This window comes from Crocinitomicaceae bacterium (genome assembly GCA_016708105.1).
GTDB lineage: Bacteria > Bacteroidota > Bacteroidia > Flavobacteriales_D > Crocinitomicaceae > JADJGJ01.
Map to the genome: position 1 here is coordinate 2,010,371 of JADJGJ010000001.1, position 19,900 is coordinate 2,030,270.

The 19,900-nt window shown below is 38.1% G+C and carries 19 protein-coding genes; 12 read left to right on the forward strand and 7 right to left on the reverse strand.

What is annotated here, in order from left to right; all coding sequences use genetic code 11:
- Positions 1-62: 62 nt before the first annotated feature.
- The 4 genes from IPH66_08805 to IPH66_08820 are packed head-to-tail and all read right to left on the reverse strand — an operon-like array spanning position 63 to position 4,632.
- Positions 63-944 (reverse strand): hypothetical protein, encoded by an 882-nt coding sequence (locus IPH66_08805; protein ID MBK7129446.1) that lies wholly within the window; start codon positions 942-944, stop codon positions 63-65.
- A gap of 3 nt (positions 945-947) precedes the next feature.
- A complete protein-coding gene (locus IPH66_08810) occupies positions 948-1,589 on the reverse strand; it encodes a hypothetical protein (protein ID MBK7129447.1) in 642 nt (213 codons plus the stop codon).
- A gap of 37 nt (positions 1,590-1,626) precedes the next feature.
- On the reverse strand, positions 1,627-3,093 hold the full coding sequence (locus IPH66_08815; GenBank protein ID MBK7129448.1) for an aminotransferase class V-fold PLP-dependent enzyme: 1,467 nt from the start codon (positions 3,091-3,093) through the stop codon (positions 1,627-1,629).
- 36 nt (positions 3,094-3,129) lie between these two features.
- Positions 3,130-4,632, reverse strand: a complete 1,503-nt coding sequence (locus tag IPH66_08820; protein ID MBK7129449.1) for a sodium:solute symporter — start codon at positions 4,630-4,632, stop codon at positions 3,130-3,132.
- A 277-nt stretch (positions 4,633-4,909) separates the two neighbouring features.
- Between IPH66_08820 and trxA the strand changes: the two genes are divergently transcribed.
- Positions 4,910-5,227 carry a thioredoxin gene (gene trxA, locus IPH66_08825; protein ID MBK7129450.1) on the forward strand — a complete coding sequence of 106 codons (318 nt, stop codon included), beginning with the start codon at positions 4,910-4,912 and terminating at the stop codon, positions 5,225-5,227.
- A gap of 122 nt (positions 5,228-5,349) precedes the next feature.
- Here trxA and IPH66_08830 read toward each other — a convergent pair whose 3' ends face one another.
- From IPH66_08830 to IPH66_08840, 3 genes are all read right to left on the reverse strand, one after another.
- Entirely contained in the window at positions 5,350-5,895 is a 546-nt protein-coding gene (locus tag IPH66_08830) for a hypothetical protein (GenBank protein MBK7129451.1), read from the reverse strand.
- Between the two features lie 116 nt (positions 5,896-6,011).
- A complete protein-coding gene (gene dnaX, locus IPH66_08835; protein MBK7129452.1) occupies positions 6,012-7,130 on the reverse strand; it encodes a DNA polymerase III subunit gamma/tau in 1,119 nt (372 codons plus the stop codon).
- Positions 7,131-7,297: 167 nt separating this feature from the next.
- Positions 7,298-7,669 carry a CoA-binding protein gene (locus IPH66_08840; GenBank protein MBK7129453.1) on the reverse strand — a complete coding sequence of 124 codons (372 nt, stop codon included), beginning with the start codon at positions 7,667-7,669 and terminating at the stop codon, positions 7,298-7,300.
- 230 nt (positions 7,670-7,899) lie between these two features.
- On the opposite strand from IPH66_08840, the gene IPH66_08845 reads away from it, so the two are divergent.
- From IPH66_08845 to IPH66_08895, 11 genes are all read left to right on the forward strand, one after another.
- Positions 7,900-9,138, forward strand: coding sequence for an outer membrane protein transport protein (locus IPH66_08845; GenBank protein ID MBK7129454.1), 1,239 nt, complete (start codon positions 7,900-7,902; stop codon positions 9,136-9,138).
- 10 nt (positions 9,139-9,148) lie between these two features.
- On the forward strand, positions 9,149-10,540 hold the full coding sequence (locus tag IPH66_08850; GenBank protein MBK7129455.1) for a hypothetical protein: 1,392 nt from the start codon (positions 9,149-9,151) through the stop codon (positions 10,538-10,540).
- A 116-nt stretch (positions 10,541-10,656) separates the two neighbouring features.
- A complete protein-coding gene (locus IPH66_08855) occupies positions 10,657-11,238 on the forward strand; it encodes a hypothetical protein (GenBank protein MBK7129456.1) in 582 nt (193 codons plus the stop codon).
- An 18-nt stretch (positions 11,239-11,256) separates the two neighbouring features.
- The gene (locus tag IPH66_08860) at positions 11,257-12,246 is read left to right on the forward strand and encodes a T9SS type A sorting domain-containing protein (GenBank protein MBK7129457.1); all 990 of its coding nucleotides are present in this window, start codon (positions 11,257-11,259) and stop codon (positions 12,244-12,246) included.
- A gap of 53 nt (positions 12,247-12,299) precedes the next feature.
- Entirely contained in the window at positions 12,300-12,854 is a 555-nt protein-coding gene (locus IPH66_08865) for a DUF998 domain-containing protein (GenBank protein ID MBK7129458.1), read from the forward strand.
- A 2-nt stretch (positions 12,855-12,856) separates the two neighbouring features.
- Positions 12,857-13,357, forward strand: coding sequence for a hypothetical protein (locus IPH66_08870; GenBank protein ID MBK7129459.1), 501 nt, complete (start codon positions 12,857-12,859; stop codon positions 13,355-13,357).
- Between the two features lie 227 nt (positions 13,358-13,584).
- Positions 13,585-14,400, forward strand: a complete 816-nt coding sequence (gene panB / locus IPH66_08875; GenBank protein ID MBK7129460.1) for a 3-methyl-2-oxobutanoate hydroxymethyltransferase — start codon at positions 13,585-13,587, stop codon at positions 14,398-14,400.
- A gap of 3 nt (positions 14,401-14,403) precedes the next feature.
- On the forward strand, positions 14,404-15,102 hold the full coding sequence (locus IPH66_08880) for an RNA pseudouridine synthase (protein MBK7129461.1): 699 nt from the start codon (positions 14,404-14,406) through the stop codon (positions 15,100-15,102).
- Positions 15,102-16,541, forward strand: a complete 1,440-nt coding sequence (gene rlmD / locus IPH66_08885; GenBank protein MBK7129462.1) for a 23S rRNA (uracil(1939)-C(5))-methyltransferase RlmD — start codon at positions 15,102-15,104, stop codon at positions 16,539-16,541. Before IPH66_08880 ends, rlmD begins: the two co-directional genes overlap by 1 nt.
- A 1,367-nt stretch (positions 16,542-17,908) precedes the next feature.
- Positions 17,909-18,937 (forward strand): agmatinase family protein, encoded by a 1,029-nt coding sequence (locus IPH66_08890; protein MBK7129463.1) that lies wholly within the window; start codon positions 17,909-17,911, stop codon positions 18,935-18,937.
- Between the two features lie 55 nt (positions 18,938-18,992).
- On the forward strand, positions 18,993-19,895 hold the full coding sequence (locus tag IPH66_08895; GenBank protein MBK7129464.1) for a hypothetical protein: 903 nt from the start codon (positions 18,993-18,995) through the stop codon (positions 19,893-19,895).
- The last annotated feature ends 5 nt before the right edge of the window (positions 19,896-19,900 follow it).

The following is a 19,900-nucleotide window of genomic DNA, read 5'->3' on the forward strand; positions in this document are numbered from 1 at the left end:
GTGATTGTCTTGCATCATACGTAAAACAACAGAAAAGTAGACAAGATTTATGCCTTTTTTTTTCAGAATACATGAAAGCGCTCACGATTATGATCAAACTTAGCCATTATATCCTCTGCTTCTTTTCTAGTAATTGGAAAATTATTCAGTACAATATCCTGATGCTTATTGCCTTTGCCTTGTCCTTCAAAATAAACTTTTTCAGCAGTGAGGTATGCCTGTTCTTCTTGCTTCAAATAGAACAGATGAAATTTTGTGAACCTATTTCCTGTGCCTTTACCAATACTCTCAAGTGCCAACACCGGATTAATTCTGAGACTTTCAACCAAATCAGTGGTTACTACAATACTCTCAAAATCTCGGTGTAAGGTAAATTTTGGAAACCATTGATTGGTGTTTTCTGAAAAAGGATATTCTTTCGTTTTTAATGTGGCAATGACAGGACCACTTAACATAATTGCAGCTTCAATAATCCAAATTAACAGGAGTTGCCAACCATTGATAACGCTACCAAATACTGACCACATGCCGTAATCCAAAGCATATCCCATGGCGCTGAAAGACTCTTTAGGCTGTAGTATCCAAGGAACCATAGAAAGGTATGATGTAAAATCTTTATCACCTGGAAATAAAGCAATAGACAAATAAGCTGTCCAGGCAAAATAAACACCAAAAAAACCTATCACAAGGGCATGAATAATGCGTGCTTTTCTATTCCTGTTTTTAGCTAGCCTGGCAAGCAAAAGAATAATAATACCAATGATCAATGAATATCCAACACAAATAACAATATTCAGATAAACAACCGGAATGAGAAAAAGTAAAATGGCGTAAATAAACGCAAGAAACCAAATGACGACTAGGGCAATCAGCGTAGTGAGAACCAAGCCCGGTACGCTCACTTTACCTGATTCTCTGTAGTATCCGGTTTCAGTTAACAGCATATTTTATCCACGTCTGCGTTCAAGTAACACCATCATCATTAAGGCAAGTAGCATGCGTTCACCATCTCCCGGTTCAAGTTCTTGCAACTTATCTAATTTAAATCGGCGACCAAAAAATGATTTCATTTTTGACAATCGTGCCACAGTGGTACCGTCAGGTTTTACTACAATATAACGCGGATTGAACATGTAACCGCTGAACAAGCCAAGTAATGGTACTTCACAAAGCAATGCATCAAATACTTTGCTCCATGGATTTTCTTCACGAATAGAATATTCAATTTTTCCTTCGTTATCAAAAATATCATAATTCGCTTTCCAAAGAGACTTCATTCCCTTTCTTCCCAATTTACCAATCACTTGATCCTGATTATCTGTGAACGAATAACACGCGTTAAAATCAATAATTCTGTCAGCTGCAATTTTGTAAATGACGTTGGTTTTATCTTCATTGTCATAAATCTGAATTGCTTCTTTTAGTTTAAACATTTTTTGCCTCACGTAGGCCACAAGCGCACCGCTTGCATCATGTGCAAGAAAGTCATTTGAAAACGTAGAAATTTTGAAGGTAAATGTCAGCGGAAAATCGTATTCTTTAAATTCTCTTTTTGATTTAAATGAAGAGTCAATTGTTTCAATAGCCATGATTTTAATTTTTTATAAAGGTGATAAAATTATTGGGTTAAATTTCGTTGAAATATTTTTTTGTTTTGATTAGACAACGATCAATCATTGCAAGACAATCATCAATGGTTTTGCGCTTTGTTCTGAATGATAGAATTGCCATACGAATAACTTGTTTGCCATTAATTTTGGTAGAACTCAAAAATATTTTTCCGTCGGCATGAATCAGTTCCGTCAATTTTTGATTGAAAGCATCCACATCTGTTTTAGTTGATGGCCAATAAAAATAACTGACAGATAAATCAGGTTCAGGCCCAAGCCTAAAACCTCGCTCAGCCAGTTTTAATCTGAAATATTGTGTGAGAATTAATTTTTCATCTAAGCAGGCAATAAACGGTTCAATTCCGTGCATTTGCAACGGGAACCACATGCGTAATCCACGAAAATGTTTTGTCAATTCAGGTGAAACATCAGCCGGATTTAATGGTAAATCAGGATTTGTTGCATCCTGCATGTAGTTGGCGGTGTAGTGATGAGAATGAAACAAAGCATCTTTATCTTTCACCAACACAGCACCCAAACCATAAGGTAGAAACAACCCTTTGTGCGGATCAACAACTAAAGAATCAGCTTTTTCAATTCCCCTGAATTTATCTTTTACTTGATTTGAAAGAATAAAAAATCCACCATAAGCAGCATCTACATGAAACCACATTTGGTGTGAATGTGCAATATCTGCAATTTGATCAAGCGGGTCAACGGCACCGGTATCCGTTGTGCCGGCTGAAGCTATAATCATAAAGGGGTGCAAGCCTGATTTTTTATCTACTTCAATATGTTTTTTGAGTAGCTCAGCATCAATGCGAGAGAATTCATCCAGTTCAAGTTCTCGGATCACGATATCTTCAAGCCCTATAATCCTTAACGCCTTATGAATACAATGATGCACTTGCGGACTCAAATAAATGACTGCGTTCTCAATTTTTTCATTTTTAATTCCATGTTTATCTCTTGCCGCAGTAAGCGCAATAAGGTTGGCAATAGAACCACCGGATGTAAGATTACCAACAGCTGAAACCGGAAAGTGGAAAACATTTTTCAACCAGTTGATCAGTTCATTTTCAATAGTCACAGCGCCCGGTGAACCAAAATACATGCCCGCATATTCATTAGAAACAGCTGCCAAAAAATCACCCAGTGCAGCAGTGTACAAACCGCCGCCAGGTATATAACCAATGTGCCCTCCCGAAGCAGGAATCAAACCATGATCAACTACTTCATCAGAATAAATTTTCAAGAGTTGTTCAAGATTTTTTTTCTTGCCATCAATAGCCAACTTTTTTGCATTTGCTTTTGATTTAGAAAAAGTATTTCTTGAATCCAGTGATTGAATGAAATCACTGCTGTACTCATTCAACTGATTGAGATAAGCTGTGCGTTGGTTTTCTGTTGGCTCAAGTGCTGACGACGCCTGTTCAAGTGTTTCAAGCTTTGCCAGTAAATCATTCAAAGTATCTTGTTGCATGTGCAGTATAAAAAGGAATGATAAAATTAAGTAGGATTACGATAATTTTGCGGATGAATTTTTCAACTTATGTGTTGACGAAGAAAAAATAGTCAAACCAATAAACGTGAACAAACCATTCACCAGCAACAATTCATAACCAAACGTATATCCCATTAAAATTTCCGCTGAAAAATAGTGGAGCAAAAAAGTACATATAACAGAAATGATGCTGATAACCGGAACCAAATTATCACGGGTACGAAGCTTGGTGAATAGTCCAAAAACAAATAGTCCAAGCAAAGGCCCGTAGGTGTATGTCGCTGTTGTAAAAATTAAATCAATCACAGCAGTTTTTGGCAAAAGTTCAGACGCCAGAATGGTGAGAAGTAGCAATACAGCAAAAGAGATATGCACGATGATGCGAACCTTGGTTCTTTTCTTTTCATCATAATTTTTATTGTCATTTGTCCGTAAAAAATCCAAACAAAATGATGTAGTAAGAGTTGTCAGAACAGAATCAGCACTAGAAAAAGTTGCAGCTGTTAATCCAATAATAAAAATCACCGATGCAAAAATTCCCAAATGATTCAGTGCCAAAAAAGGGAAAACCTGATCTGTCACCACCTTCTGTGTTTCAGCATTAATGGGCAGTTGAATACCGGCCTGAGCAGAATAAATATAAAGCAAAGCACCTAAAGAAACAAAAAGTAAATTCACAAAAACAAGCACGATACTGAACCAGTATAAATTTTTCTGCGCCGATCTAAGATCAGGACAACTGAGACTTTTTTGCATCATGTTTTGATCAAGACCTGTCATAACAACAGCAATAAAAGCACCACTTAAAAACTGTTTTGGAAAAAATGATTTTTCTTGCCAATCCCAGAAAAATATTTTAGACATTTCAGATTGCTGAATTTCAGAGATAGCTTTTCCTAAACTCCAATCAAGTTGAGAAAGAATAGCTGTGATCGACAACACAACACCACCAAGCAGCAAAGCAGATTGCAAGGTATCAGTCCATACCAAAGTTTTTATTCCACCACGGTAAGTATATAACAGCATGAGTAAAATTATAATGGCCACCGTTAATGGAAACGGAACATTATAATGATCAAATAAAAAGAGTTGTAAAACAGCCGCAGCAAGATACAAGCGCAGAGCAGCGCCAATTAAACGAGAAATCAGAAAATAAAATGAGCCGGTCATTTGAGCGCTGCGTCCAAAACGCTCTAGTAAATATCCATAGATTGAAGTCAGATTCAACTTATAATACAGAGGCAATAAAACACGGGCAATTAAAAAATACCCCAGCAAATAACCCAGTACCATTTGCATGTAAGAAAACTTTGCGCCTTCAACTGTGCCCGGTAGAGAAATAAACGTAACTCCAGAAAGAGAGTCACCAATCATACCAAACGCCACAGCAAACCACGGCGATTTTTTATTCCCTAAAAAATAGGCGTCATTCCCTGCATTGCGTGATGTAAACAGCGAAATACCGAAGAGAATACCAAAGTATCCAAGTATGGTAAAACCGATGATGGCGGGACTCATAAGATTATTTTATTCGTGCATCAAAAAATACAATACAAAGTAAACGCAAAGCATGCTGGACTTTGCGCAAGCCCAGTAAAATCAATTAACAAACTTTGCACAATACAGGTAAACAATCAGGCCAATTGATATGAAAAATGCGTGCTTTGTCAAGAATGCGAAAAAGAAAAACTTGAAAAGCAGAAAAAAATAATGAACTTTGTATTCGCTTATGAATCTGTTTTAAGAAAACGTGAACATAAGCAAGAAAATAAATTGACAAGCAAAACAGACAATTATGGCATTAGAAGTAACAGATGCTAACTACGAAGAGGTAGTTGGAAAAGCAGACAAACCCGTTGTATTAGATTTTTGGGCAGCGTGGTGCGGACCATGTAAAATGATTGCACCTATCATTGATGAATTGCACAGTGAATACGCCGGTAAAGCAATTATTGGAAAAGTAGATGTTGATAACAATCCTGGCATTGCCGGAAAATTTGGTATCAGAAACATTCCTACCGTTGCATTTATCAAAGGTGGACAAGTAGTTGATAAATCTGTTGGTGCTGTTCCAAAAGCACAACTGGCATCTAAATTAGATGCTATATTATAAGGAAAATTATTTCATTTTGAAAAAGCCGAGCAGTTATTGTTCGGCTTTTTTTTTAATTTTTTAAAGAAGACTTCAATGACTGTAGAGACTTCATGCCAAAACAAAATGAATTAAATCATACCCTAAAAATCAATATCAAGGTTGAAGAGTTTTCTGAATTTATGGAGTGAAGGATTTTCCTCTGCCAGTTTTTCAAAAGTTGATTTAGTATCAGTTGAGAAGGATTGTTTTTTCTCTGAGATTTTATAGTTAAAACTTATTTTGTAATTCCGCAACTGACTTCTTAGATGCGCCAAAAGATTTACTTTTTCACGCTCAAGATCCAAGGCTTGCGCACTGTTTGCAATATCAAGCGTTATGGCAAATTCTGAATTGAGATGCGGTTCTGAACTGGTGAGCGTTGCGTACAAACTATCTTTTTTCTCGCGTCGAAGATTTAACGCGTAACCGTTCCATACCGCCATCAAGTCAGTATGCGTGAAGTGCTCAGCCAAATCAGGCAACAAAGCAGCTTCATTTTCCATCTGTTTATTTTTTGGCGGATTCAGAATGCTTTTTATTCCAATGGTACGTGCAACAATGTGTTGACCGTTTTGCGTTGTGTTTTTACGATCAATGCTTGCTTGCGTATTGATTGTTGTGCCAACATTCACTAAAGGTTTTTGCATTGTCTCAGTTGCTCCTATATCCGTATTGGAATTTACGGCTACAGTTTTCTCTGCAGGTTTATCTGCTACTTTAACCTGTTGCCCTTCATAAGGGAGAATTTCTATGTTTTTAAAATTTAAGATACTGCCTGTTTTTTTAATGAAGATAAGATGGATGTAAATTTCATCAGAGAAATTTCAACGATGAGTCGTTTGTTTTTTGCCGACTTGAATTGGATTTCAGCATCGCGCAGCAAATCTAAACCAACCAATAAAAATTCAGTTTCAGCAGCACTTGCCTGTGCCTGATATTGCGCTTTGATATCAGCCGGAACTTCAAGTAATGAAATAGTGGTATCATCTTTACACACCAATAAATTTCTTAGATGTTCAGCCAACCCAATTAAAAATTGTCCGCCGTCAAAACCTTTAGCAAGAATGTCATTATACACTAATAAATTGGCCGGAATATTTCCTGAAAGTGCTGCATCAACAATTTTGAAATAATATGCGTAATCCAACACATTCAGATTTTCTAAAACAGATTGGTAAGTAACATTTCTATTGCTGTAGGAGACAATCTGATCAAAAATGGAAAGTGCATCACGCATGGCGCCATCTGCCTTTTGCGCAATGATATGCAAAGCCTTTTCTTCTGCCTGAATATTTTCTTTTGACGCAATGCCCTGCAATTGTTTTACGATATCCGCAATCTGAATTCTATGAAAATCAAAAATCTGACAACGGGACAAAATGGTAGGAATAATTTTATGTTTCTCTGTAGTAGCTAAAATAAAAACAGCATGTGCCGGCGGCTCTTCCAACGTTTTTAAAAAAGCATTAAACGCCTGCGCTGAAAGCATGTGAACCTCGTCAATGATGAAGATTTTATGGTTACCAATTTGCGGCGCAATGCGCACCTGATCAATCAAATTCCGGATATCATCAACTGAGTTATTTGAAGCAGCATCTAATTCAAGAATATTAAATGAATGTCCTTCATTAAATGATTTGCACGATTCACAGGTATTGCATGGTTCAATATCAGTTGATAAATTCAAACAATTGATAGTTTTTGCCAGAATACGGGCGGTGGTAGTCTTACCCACTCCTCTTGAACCGAAAAATAAAAACGCCTGCGCAAGTTGTTTATTCCGGATAGCATTTTTAAGAGTCACCGTAACTGACCCTTGTCCAACTACAGATTCAAATGTTTGCGGCCGATACTTACGTGCTGATACAACAAAATTACTCATAACATGTGATGATCAACAAATATACATCAAAGGATGCAGTGATAGCGACATGAATTATTAACAAACAAGGGGTGTTATAAAGGGGACTTTTAAGTTAGGCACGGGACGCTTCCACCTTTCGGAAACTATACACAGCAATCTACCAAATTTAATTCAAAACATTTTTCTCAAAACACCCCCAACCGAAGCATTACCAATGTACACGCCTCTTCTGTTTGAATTTGATGCTCTCTGAGTAATTTTTCAAAAGCAGGATTTTCAGCTCCCGGATTGAAAACTACTCTGATCGGTTTGAGTGACATAATATAATCCATCCACTCCGTTTGATTTTTTGCGCTGAGATATAAAGTAACTGTATCCATTGATGTTGGATAAATTTTTTCCTTTGAAATTTCTACTCCTCTCACCTGCCCGGTTTTATTACCAATGGCAAATACTTCAAATCCGCAATCAAGTAATAAGTGAATGGCCTTATTGGAATATCTTTCAGGATTTGTGCTTGCGCCCAGTACGAGGACTTTTCTTGTTGATGGAATCATAGTTTGGTTAATTTTTTTTGCGTAGGCGCAGGTCGTGACCTGCGCCTACGCAATTCGTGGCCTGCACCTGCACAATTCGAATGTCTCAGGGTATATTTATTTCATGTTATAAATATTTTACTAAATTAGTGCAAACTCAATTAAATAGCAGAATTGTCTGGGAGAATAAAAACTTTACAAGAATTGATTAAGTCTCAAAATTCAGGTTATTTGCAAAAACATAAAACACAATGAAAAAATTATTAAGTTGTATTATGCTCACCTTCGGAGCCAGTCAGCTATTTGCCGGCGGTTTCCAGCTCAATGTTCAAAGCGCAAGATCACTAGGTTTGGGAGGTGCTAACACTGGGTTCTCGTGGGGAACAGAATCAGTATTTTTCAATCCCGGCGGAATGTGCAATCTCAAAGGGCATAATTTTACTTTTGGCGGCTCCTATATTATGCCTCTGGTTTCTTTACAAACTCCATCAACTGACAATATCAATCAAACCTCACCTAATTCTACCCCCATTCACTTTTATTATGGCGGAGAAATCATAGAAAATTTATACGCCGGTCTGAGCATCAACAATCAATTTGGCTCTTCATCATCTTTTGATGACGACTGGGAAGGACGATTTATTGTACAAAATATCTCATTGAAAACATTCACGTTTCAACCAACAGTAGCTTATAAAATTCATGACTACATCAGCATTGGCGCCGGCTTTATGTACACCACCGGAAATTTTGCGATTGAAAAAGCTGTACCCGTTGGTTCAACAGAATTTGATTACGGAAAAGCAAAATTATCAGGGAAAGGCACAACGTACGGATTCAATGTAGGTATCTTTTCAACCCTGCTTGACAATGATCATTACCGCATTACATTTGGCGCCTCATACCGCAGTGGACAAACCCTTTCACTAAAAAGTGGTCAAGCAGAATTTTCTGATATTCCGGTTTCATTACAAGGCACTTTCCCAACATCAACTGCTTTTACCGGTGAGTTGAAATTACCATCTGTAATCACAACAGGAATATCTGCACAATATAAAATCAATGATAAAAATAAACTAACTCTGGTGTATGATTTTAATTACACCGGATGGTCATCTTATGATACGCTTGCATTTGATTTTGACAATACAGACACGCCTGATTCAAAAACTACCAAAGCATGGAAAAATACACCAACACATCGTTTTGGACTTGAATACGCGTTGAATGACATGTTCTTTTTTCGCCTAGGTGGATACTACGATATCACTCCAATTCAAGATGGGTTCGTGAGTCCTGAACTGCCTGATCAAACTCAATTTGTACCAACTTTTGGATTTGGAATGATGATTAAAGATCACGTTGGTTTTGACATTGCATGGATACATCAGGATGCTGAGCGCGAATCAGATTTAACTGATGCAGGATTTACAGCAAAATATCACCGCGTTGCAGATGTAATAACTTTTAGTGCAACTATAAAATTTTAAAAAAACGACCATGAAAAATTCACACTATTTATTTATTGCGACAATCATTGCTGGCAGTGTATCATGTCGTAAAACAGAATTTGCAGAAGTAGAGCGCACAAACGGTGAAGCAGATTTCACCCATTATATTGCCGTTGGAAATTCGCTCACACAAGGATATCAAGACGGTGGTGTATTTGAAGAAGGGCAAGAAAATTCATACCCTGCTATTATAGCACGACAAATGAATTTGGTGCAAAATGACATGGATGATTTTGAGCAACCAATGTTAAATGCTAACGGTTCAGGCTATATGCATCTTGAATATATCAATGGAGAAATTGAAGTCATTTCACCGGGTGATACCCTTGGTACGCCAACTGAAGAAGACGCATCATGGGCTGACTGGGGCACTTCTATGAAATCAATCAAGTATAATAATTTGGGAATTTCAGGCATTACGTTGATGCAATGTGTTGCACTGAATGATGAAGAGATGATTGTAAACAACGGAATTTTGGGAGGATTTTCATTACAAATTCCACCGTTTATTGATTATGAAGTGCCGGGAAATCCGTTTGCGCGCTTTATGGATTTTGGTGGAAACCCACATATGCTCATTGGCGGAACACCTATTCAATACATTGATCATATACGCAACAGTGAAGCAACTTTTTTCACCAGCTGGCTTGGTGATAATGATGTGTTAGGCTACGCTACATCAGGCGGAATACCTACAGAAATTGACGGTACCCTTTTAGGACTTGGTGTAATTCAATATGGAAATCTTTCTGATCCGGTTGCATTTAGACAGAAATATGATTCTGTACTCACTGCATTCAGTTCAATTGGTGCACAAGGTGTTTGCGCAACAATTCCTGATGTAACGGTAATACCTTACTTCAATACATTTACCGTAGCAGGTATCAAAGAAGATTATGGTTATGCAGATGTTTGGATTGAAGAAGGAGATGGCAATGGAGGCGTTGTACAAACGCGTGTTGCAACTGATGAAGATTTGATTCTACTTACCGCATCTGATGATATTGAAGCAGGCGCAGGAAGCTCAGAAACCAATCCCCTGACCAATGGTCGTGTGCTTGATAAAAATGAAGTGATTGCTTGTCAAAACAGAACGATTGAATTCAATAATGCCATTAAAGCATCAGCAGCAAGTTTTGGATATCCTGTAGTTGACATGTATGATTTTCTTGACAGAATAAAACCCGGCATCATGCTTGAAGGCATAGGCATTTCACCTGAATATATTGGCGGTGGCGCTTTTTCATTAGATGGTGTACACCTGAATCCACGCGGGTATGCTATAGCAGCCAACGAATTTATCAAGGTGATCAACGAGCATTACGGATCTAACATTCCGCTTGCGCAGATTGGATCTTATCGTGGGGTGATTTTTCCGTGAGAAGTTGAGAGAAAAATAGAATCACCAAATGTATTTTTGTACTGGCAAAAAATACGTGTTGTGGTGTCGGTGAAATAGATTAATGCATTCTATAGGTTAATTTTTTAAGTGTACCCATGACTTCTGATACAACGCGGACAGGCAACAATCATTTACCGACTGACCCACTGCTTTTAGTCCGTACAGGAATAATTCTCTACATTGCAATAGCCGAAACCATTTGGACTTTCGGTATGTTTATGCGTGAAATTTATATTTCCGTCGGTACAGAACCTAAAAATATTGAGTTATACACACGATGCACTGAATTGCTTGTTCTACTAATCAGCGTTCCTTTTGTAGCGCGATTTGTAAAAAATAAAATTAAAAAAGCATCCAAAACCAGCATAGAAAAACTTCTGATGTATATAATCTTTGTTCTAGCCGGAACCGTGCTATTAACACTACTTCATAATCATTCTTTAATCTATTTATATCCAAAGAAATATTGGGATAATTTGACTGCTTACCAAACGCATCTTCAATCCATTAAAAATTCACCATGGTTACAATACTACTTTGAACTCGTGAAGTACATAATATGGGTATCCTGTTTATGCCAAGTCGAAATAAATCAACTTAAGACACGTTACAAAATAGAAATAATAAAATTATTGCGTTATTTTGGTGGTACTAATAATGGTTTCCGACATTCCTAACAATTAAAAATGATAAGAATGAAAAAGCATTTACTCATCTCAGCAATTTGTATTGGACTGACAACGGTTTTTAACTTGACAAATGCCCAGACGACAAATTATGTTTTAAACTTCAACGGTGGCAATAATTATGTTGATTTAGGCAATGCCTTTGGAAGTAATATCCGCAGTATTGAATTTTGGTTCAAGCCCAATATAAACACCTGGAACAGACCCTTAGTTATAAGAGCAATGAATATGGCTTATAAGAGGGGAATGGACAGGTTGGTTGGGGCAATTTATTTTGTGCGTGACCATGGTGTCCTTCACGAAATAAAAACCAATGACATTTTTTGGGATGCTGGCACCTGGTATCACGTTTGCGGAACAATTGATGAAAGCACAGGAATGAAACTTTACATAAACGGAATTTTACAAAGCCAAACCGACCCTACATGCACCAATCCAATCCCATCAAGCGGAGAAATTACCGCAATTGGAACTTGGGGTGATGCTTTTGTCCGCAATTACAATGGACAAATTGACGAACTCCGTTTTTGGAACCGCTCATTATCTCAGACAGAAATACAATCTAAAATGTGTTACTGGCTAACGCCTGCAAATGAAACTGGACTTGTCGGCTACTGGAAAATGAATGAGGGTAGCGGTTCTACAATTATTGATGCTACTTCTGGCTCTAACAATGGCACAGTAATAAGCGCAACTTTCATTCAAGACAGTCTTTGCTTTAGTGGATATTTTTCCGGCAATGAAGAAAATAATCAAACGAATACCTCCATTTTCCCTAACCCATTTTCCTTGCAGACAACTCTGTGGACATCGGACCAGTTGCAAAACGCAGCGCTCTATATAGTGAACGTTAACGGACAGACAGTAAAAGAAATAAAAAACATCAACGGGCAGACAGTCATTCTCTCTCGCGAAAATCTCGCAAGCGGGCTGTATTTCGCAAGGTTGACACAAGACAATCAGGTAATCGCAACATTCAAAATCGTAATCACCGACTGACAAATTGTAATTCGCACAGTGTAGAGTTGAGCGTATAAATATACAACAGAACTATGGATTATTTAAAAAGCAATTACAATATCATCTCAACAATAATGTTCTTGTTGGCAATTGTACTTGCTCACATTTTTGCAACCAATAACTACGACTGGACAAAAAATACAATCAGCGACTTGGGGTCGCAAGGTTATGACAGAAAGTATATCATGCAGTTTGGCTTTTTAGCTTTTGGACTGACATTATCAGCGGGTATTTTATTCAACGGATTGACATGGCGGACAGCCCCATTATTATTTTATGGACTTTGTATCGCCTTAACGGGTGTATTCTGTAGCAAACCATTTTCTGATCTTGATACTTATTCTGAAACACAATCAACAATCCATTCTATTCTTGCACAATCAGCCGGCGTGGCATTTAGTGTTGGCATTTTAACGCAAATAATTTTTTCGGCTGATAATAATTTAAAATATGTTCACCTTACCTTCTTTATCCTTGTAATTGCCCTTTCAGCAAGCTTTGGACTATTTAAAAATTACCAAGGAATTTCACAGCGATTTCTATATTTAATAAGTTTTATTTGGCTAATAAAATATTATAAACCTTGACGATGAAGCAAAGCTTATTCAAAAAATATTTGCTTAATTGTTTCCTGTTGACAATACCTATTTTAATTTGGAACATTGTCTTAACGAACAAACTACCCAAGGATTTTCAGCCTGAAGTATTTTGGAATGACATCCCAAATTATTTGACTTATGGAGAAAATATTTCAAGGATCATGGTGTTCATTCTAACATTTCTGATGCCTTTAAATATTTTAACTCATACACAGAAGAAGGGGTTGATATTATATTTAGTTGGGACAATCTTTTACTTTGCCTCTTGGATTTTCTTGATATATTTCCCTGAAAGTTGGTGGAGCAATCATATCATAGGTTTCATGGCTCCTGCATATACGCCAATATTATGGCTGGCGGGAATTGGATTAATTGGAAATTCCTATTTATTTAATTTGCCATTTAACCGCTGGATATTTTTTTCAGTAATAATTTTTTTCATGGCTTTTCATAATTATCATGCCCTGATCGTTTATTTGAGAACTCATTAATCAAGAGAATGAGTTTTAAATAAATAAAAAACAAGGCAATCACATTTGCAAAAAAATATCACAGCAAGCAGAGAACAAAAGCTCTTAAATCAACAATGGCAAACGCCAAGTACTTGGTGTGGGTTAATGATACTTAAGTAGCTTCCTCATCTTTATAGTACGAGCATACACCAAAAAAACACCCAATAATAAACCTGAATACCTACCTTTGGGCCAAAATCAATTTTATGTCAGTTCATAGTGATGTTAAAAAAGTGACCACGCACACCTTGCTTGAAATGAAATTCAAGGGTGAAAAAATTTCAATGCTCACAGGGTATGATTATTCCATGGCGCGCATTCTGGATGAAGCGGGTATTGATGTGATACTTGTTGGAGATTCAGCATCCAATGTGATGGCGGGTCATGAAACCACTTTGCCTATTACGCTGGATCAAATGATTTATCACGCGGCATCCGTTATCAGAGCAATTAACAGGGCACTAGTTGTGGTAGATCTTCCATTCGGATCATACCAGGGAAATTCGCGGTCAGCACTTGACAGTGCAATTCGCATCATGAAAGAAGCAGGAGCTCACGCTGTGAAATTAGAAGGCGGACGTGAAATCAAAGAATCCGTTGAGCGTATTCTTACAGCCGGTATTCCGGTAATGGGACATTTGGGATTAACGCCACAATCCATTTATAAATTTGGCACATACAGTGTTCGTGCGAAAGAGGAAGAAGAAGCGAGAGTATTAATTGAAGATGCAAAAATTTTAGAGGCAGCCGGATGTTTTGCCTTGGTGCTTGAAAAAATTCCTGCAAAACTTGCAGCTACTGTCTCACAGGAAATTAAAATTCCCGTGATTGGTATTGGTGCAGGTTCAGGTGTTGATGGTCAGGTATTGGTAAGTCATGATATGCTTGGTATCAACAATGAATTCAATCCCCGATTTTTGCGCAAATACAATAATCTGCACAATGAAATGCTCAAATCATTCAAACAATATATTGCAGATGTGCGCAGCCGTAATTTTCCAAATGAGAACGAACAGTATTAGCACATGTCATTGGAAATTCTTTACGAAGACAATCACATCATAGCAGTAAATAAAAAAGGCGGTGACATTGTACAAGGAGATAAAACCGGTGACCGCACGCTGGGTGATGATGTCAAAGCCTATATCAAAGAGAAATATAAAAAGCCGGGCGATGTTTTTCTCGGCACGGTGCATCGCATTGACCGGCCAACAACAGGTATTGTTCTGTTTGCACGCACCAGTAAAGCATTGGAGCGTTTGAATAAAATGTTTCAAACCAAAGAAATTCAAAAAACTTATTGGGCTGTTACTGAAAATCCACCACCTACGCAGCAAGGAACATTGATTCATTATCTCACACGCAACGAAAAACAGAACAAAAGTTATCCGCACGCCACAGAAATAAAAGACAGTAAAAAAGCTGAGTTGAATTATTATTACGAGGGAAAATCAAATCATTACTTTTTTATTCGTATTGAACCAATCACCGGCAGACATCATCAAATTAGAGTGCAATTATCAGCCATTGGATGCGTGATAAAAGGAGATTTAAAATACGGTGCACGACGCTCAAATCCAGATGGTTCAATTCATTTGCATGCACAAAAAGTTGTATTCATTCATCCGGTTTCTAAAGAAGAAATTGTGATAAACGCCCCGGCACCTAATGAACCAAACTGGAACGAATTTAACCGCGTGATGCATCAAAAAAATCTGAATTAATGAAAAGAGCAGATGTCATAGAAATTGAAATTACAGGCTATGCTTTTGGCGGTATGGGTATTGGTAAAGTTGAAACCGCTGAAGGTAATTTCATTGTGTTTGTAGAGAATGCTATTCCAGGTCAACTTGTTAAAACACGTATCGCAAAAAAAAGAAAAAATTTTGCCGAAGGAAAATTACTTGAAGTACTGCGTAAGTCTAAAGATGAACGCAGCGATTTACCTTATCAACCGGTATCAGGCGCACCATATATTTTTCTGCCCATTGAAAAGCAACGAGAGTACAAAAAAATTTCTACCCTTGATCAATACATCCGCATTGGCGGAATAAAAAATATTGATTCAATTTTTGATGAGTATATTGCCTCACCGGCTGATTTTAATTACCGGAATAAAATGGAATACTCCTTCTCTTCCATTCGGCAAGATTTAATTACCGGTGAAGAAGAAGATGATGCCTTTGCCTTGGGTTTTAAAACACGAGGCACCTGGTGGAAAGTAGAAAATCTTGACCAAGAATCTGGTCTTTTTGATCAAGAGCTTGAAACAAAACTGAAAGAAATCAGACTGTATTTATTCAACACAAAACTTCCTGCATGGCATCCACCAAAAAAACTTGGATTCTATAGACATTTAGTTGTGCGCAAATCGTTTGATCAAAATCAATTGCTAATAAATCTTGTCACCTCATCACAGGGTATTGAACAATTTGAGCGCGCGTCATTTTCACAATTCATGCAACAATTATTGGGTAGTCGTTTAGCAGGCTTACAGCATACAGTGAATGATGATGTTGCAGATCGGTCTAAAATTGAAAATGGAGAAAATCAATTATTATTTGGGAAACCTGTTGTAACAGAAAAAATTTTAGGACTTGAGTTTGAAATCAGCATGGAAAGTTTTTTTCAAACCAATCCCAAAAGTGCGGAATTATTATACAACAAGGCAATTGATTACGTGGTTGCACAATCTAAACCTGAAGGAAGTTTATTGCTTGATTTATTCTGTGGTACCGGCACCATTGGTCAGGTCATTGCATCGCGATTAGATCATGTGCATGTTGTTGGCGTTGATATAGTGGAGCAAGCCATAGAAGATGCAAAACGAAACGCAAAACGAAATAATATTCCGAACATTCGTTTTTTTGCTGAAGACGCCGGAAAATTTTTACAACACCATCCTGAGTTCAACGGTAAAATTCACACCATAGTGTTGGATCCTCCTCGCGCAGGAATTGCGCCTAAAACACTCAATCGCGTAATTGAATTGGGTGCTAATCAAATCGTCTACATCTCATGTAATCCATCAACCCAGGCACGTGATGCTAAAACTTTGCTTGATGCCGGATATCAATTAGAAAAAATTTCTCTGGTTGATCAGTTTCCACACACCGCTCACATTGAAGCAGTGGCTTTGTTTGCTAAGGACTTTAGGGGTTAGGACTTAGGGGTTAGGACTTAGGGGTTAGCTATTAGGGATTAGTTATTAGGACATAGAATTGAGGCATTGAATACATTGACCATTTTTTCCCTAACCCCTAAGTCCTAATCCCCAACACCTACGAACTAGCATGACGCCTGAAATACATTGACCATTTTTTTCCTAACCCCTAAGTCCTAATCCCCAACACCTACGAACTAGCATGACGCCTGAAATACATTGACCATTTTTCCCTAACCCCTAAGTCCTAATCCCCAACACCTACGAACTAGCATGACGCCTGAAATACATTGACCATTTTTCCCTAACCCCTAAGTCCTAATCCCCAACACCTACGAACTAGCATGACGCCTGAAATACGTTGACCATTTTTCCCTAACCCCTAAGTCCTAATCCCTAACACCTACGAACTAGCATGACGCCTGAAATACGTTGACCATTTTTCCCTAACCCCTAAGTCCTAATCCCCAACACATACGAACTAGCATGACGCCTGAAATACGTTGACCATTTTTCCCTAACACCTAAGTCCTAATCCCCAACACCTACGAACTAGCATGACGCCTGAAATACGTTGACCATTTTTCCCTAACCCCTAAGTCCTAATCCCCAACACCTACGAACTAGCATGACGCCTGAAATACATTGACCATTTTTCCCTAACCCCTAAGTCCTAATCCCCAACACCTACGAACTAGCATGACGCCTGAAATACATTGACCATTTTTTCCCTAACCCCTAAGTCCTAATCCCCAACACCTACGAACTAGCATGACGCCTGAAATACATTGACCATTTTTTCCCTAACACCCAGGTCCTAATCCCCAACACCTACGAACTAGCATGACGCCTGAAATACATTGACCATTTTTCCCCTAACACCTAAGTCCTAATCCCCAACACCTGCGAACTAGCATGACGCCTGAAATACGTTGACCATTTTTCCCTAACCCCTAAGTCCTAATCCCCAACACCTACGAACTAGCATGACGCCTGAAATACATTGACCATTTTTCCTAATCCCTAAGTCCTAATCCCCAACACCTACGAACTAGCATGACGCCTGAAATACATTGACCATTTTTCCCTAACCCCTAAGTCCTAATCCCCAACACCTACGAACTAGCATGACGCCTGAAATACATTGACCATTTTTTCCTAACACCAAGGTCCTAATCCCCAACACCTACGAACTAGCATGACGCCTGAAATACATTGACCATTTTTCCCCTAACACCTAAGTCCTAATCCCCAACACCTGCGAACTAGCATGACGCCTGAAATACGTTGACCATTTTTTCCCCTAACCCCTAAGTCCTAATCCCTAACACCTAAATCCTTACCTTTGCACCAACAAAACGAACCACATGTCAAACGAATTTAATCCTAACTCAGCGGCACTAGAATCTGCCGGTATTTTTGGTTTGCCTTTTTCGGCAGACGAATCTCAAATCATTATCATTCCCGTTCCGTGGGAAGTTACGGTAAGCTATGGAGGCGGAACAGCAGCCGGACCGCAAGCAGTATTTGATGCATCCATGCAAGTAGATTTATATCATCATGATTTTCCTGAATTATGGAAAAAAGGAATTTACATGGATGAAATTCCGCAAGACTTGATCACATTGAGTGAGTCACTTCGCCCTGAAGCTGAAAAAATAATTGAGGCCATTGGAAAAGGAATAGATGTTGAAAATGATCCCTCATTAAAAATTTCATACAAAGTGGTGAATATCGGATGTGAGAAAATGATTAGCTGGGTGAAAGAGCGTTCTGCCTATTGGAAAGAAAAAGGAAAAACAGTTGGCTTAATAGGTGGCGATCACAGCACACCACTCGGTTACTTGCAATATCTGGGAGAAAAAAACAGCGAATTTGGTGTACTGGTTTTAGATGCACATTATGATTTGCGCAAAGCTTACGAAGGCTTCACGTATTCACACGCTTCTATCTTTTACAATGCGTTGCAATTGGTTCCGCAAATAAAAAAATTAGTTCAGGTTGGCATCCGTGATTATTGTGAAGAAGAAAAAAACTATGCACTCAGTCAGGGAAACAGAGTTTTCACTTACTTTGATCGTGAAGTGAGAAAAAGTATTTTCAAAGGAAAAAATTGGGATCAATTATGTCATGAAATTGTTGCACAATTGCCTCAGAAAGTATTTGTTTCAGTAGACATTGACGGCTTTGATCCAAAACTTTGTCCAAATACCGGAACACCGGTTGCCGGCGGTTTGGAGTATGAAGAAGGCATGCATCTCTTCAATGTTTTAAAAGAGAGCGGTAAAGAAATTATTGGTTTTGATTTGAATGAAGTTGCCCCCGGAGAAAGTGATTGGAATGGAAATGTAGGTGCTCGTGTACTTTTTCACTTATGCGGTTTGGCAGCAAAATAATTTTCAAATAGATTCAACTTAATTAAATTGTATTTATAATTAAATATCTCATGGCATGAAAAAAATTTCCTTGCTCTTTATAATTCTTTTGTTTGCTGTCATTCATTTGCATGCACAAAACGACACCACCTATTTTGACAATGGAGACAAATACCTAGGTTCAGTTTCTGACGGGCTGATTAATGGTTATGGTATTTATATCTGGGCTGATGGAGATATTTACGAAGGACAGTGGCAAGATGGAATTCAACACGGTGAAGGGAAAATGAAATGGGTTGATGGTGCAGTTTATGAAGGTTTATGGGTAAAAGGACAACGCACCGGTCATGGAAAATATTGGTGGTCTGACGGAGCATATTATGAAGGTAATTGGGTGAATGGTGAGCGCACCGGAACAGGTACTTTAAATTTTGCCAAAGGAGATGTCTATGTTGGAGAATGGAAAAACGACCGCCGCAATGGTGAAGGCACTTATACCTGGACTGATGGTGGAATCTATAAAGGTGCTTGGGTTGAAGATAAAATGTGCGGTCTTGGAAGATACACCGATGCGTATGGCAATACTTATTACGGACAGTGGAAAGACGATGATAAAAATGGAAAAGGAACTTTTACTTGGACTGATGGGGCAAGGTATTATGGCCAGTGGGCAAATGACATGAGAAATGGAAAAGGTGAAATGAGATGGGGAACGGGAGAAGTTTATAAAGGAGAGTGGAAAGATGATAAAATGCACGGTAAAGGTGAACATTACTGGACCAATGGTGATTTTTACAAAGGAGATTGGGTTGAAGAAGTGCGCACAGGAAAAGGAAAATTCAAATGGGGTACCGGAGAAAAATACAAAGGCTATTTTAAAAATAATTTATGTGACGGATACGGTGTGATGGTTTACGCTGACGGTACTAAATCAAAAGGTATCTGGCGTGAAAACGCATTTTTGAGAAGCGGGAAATAGTTAAC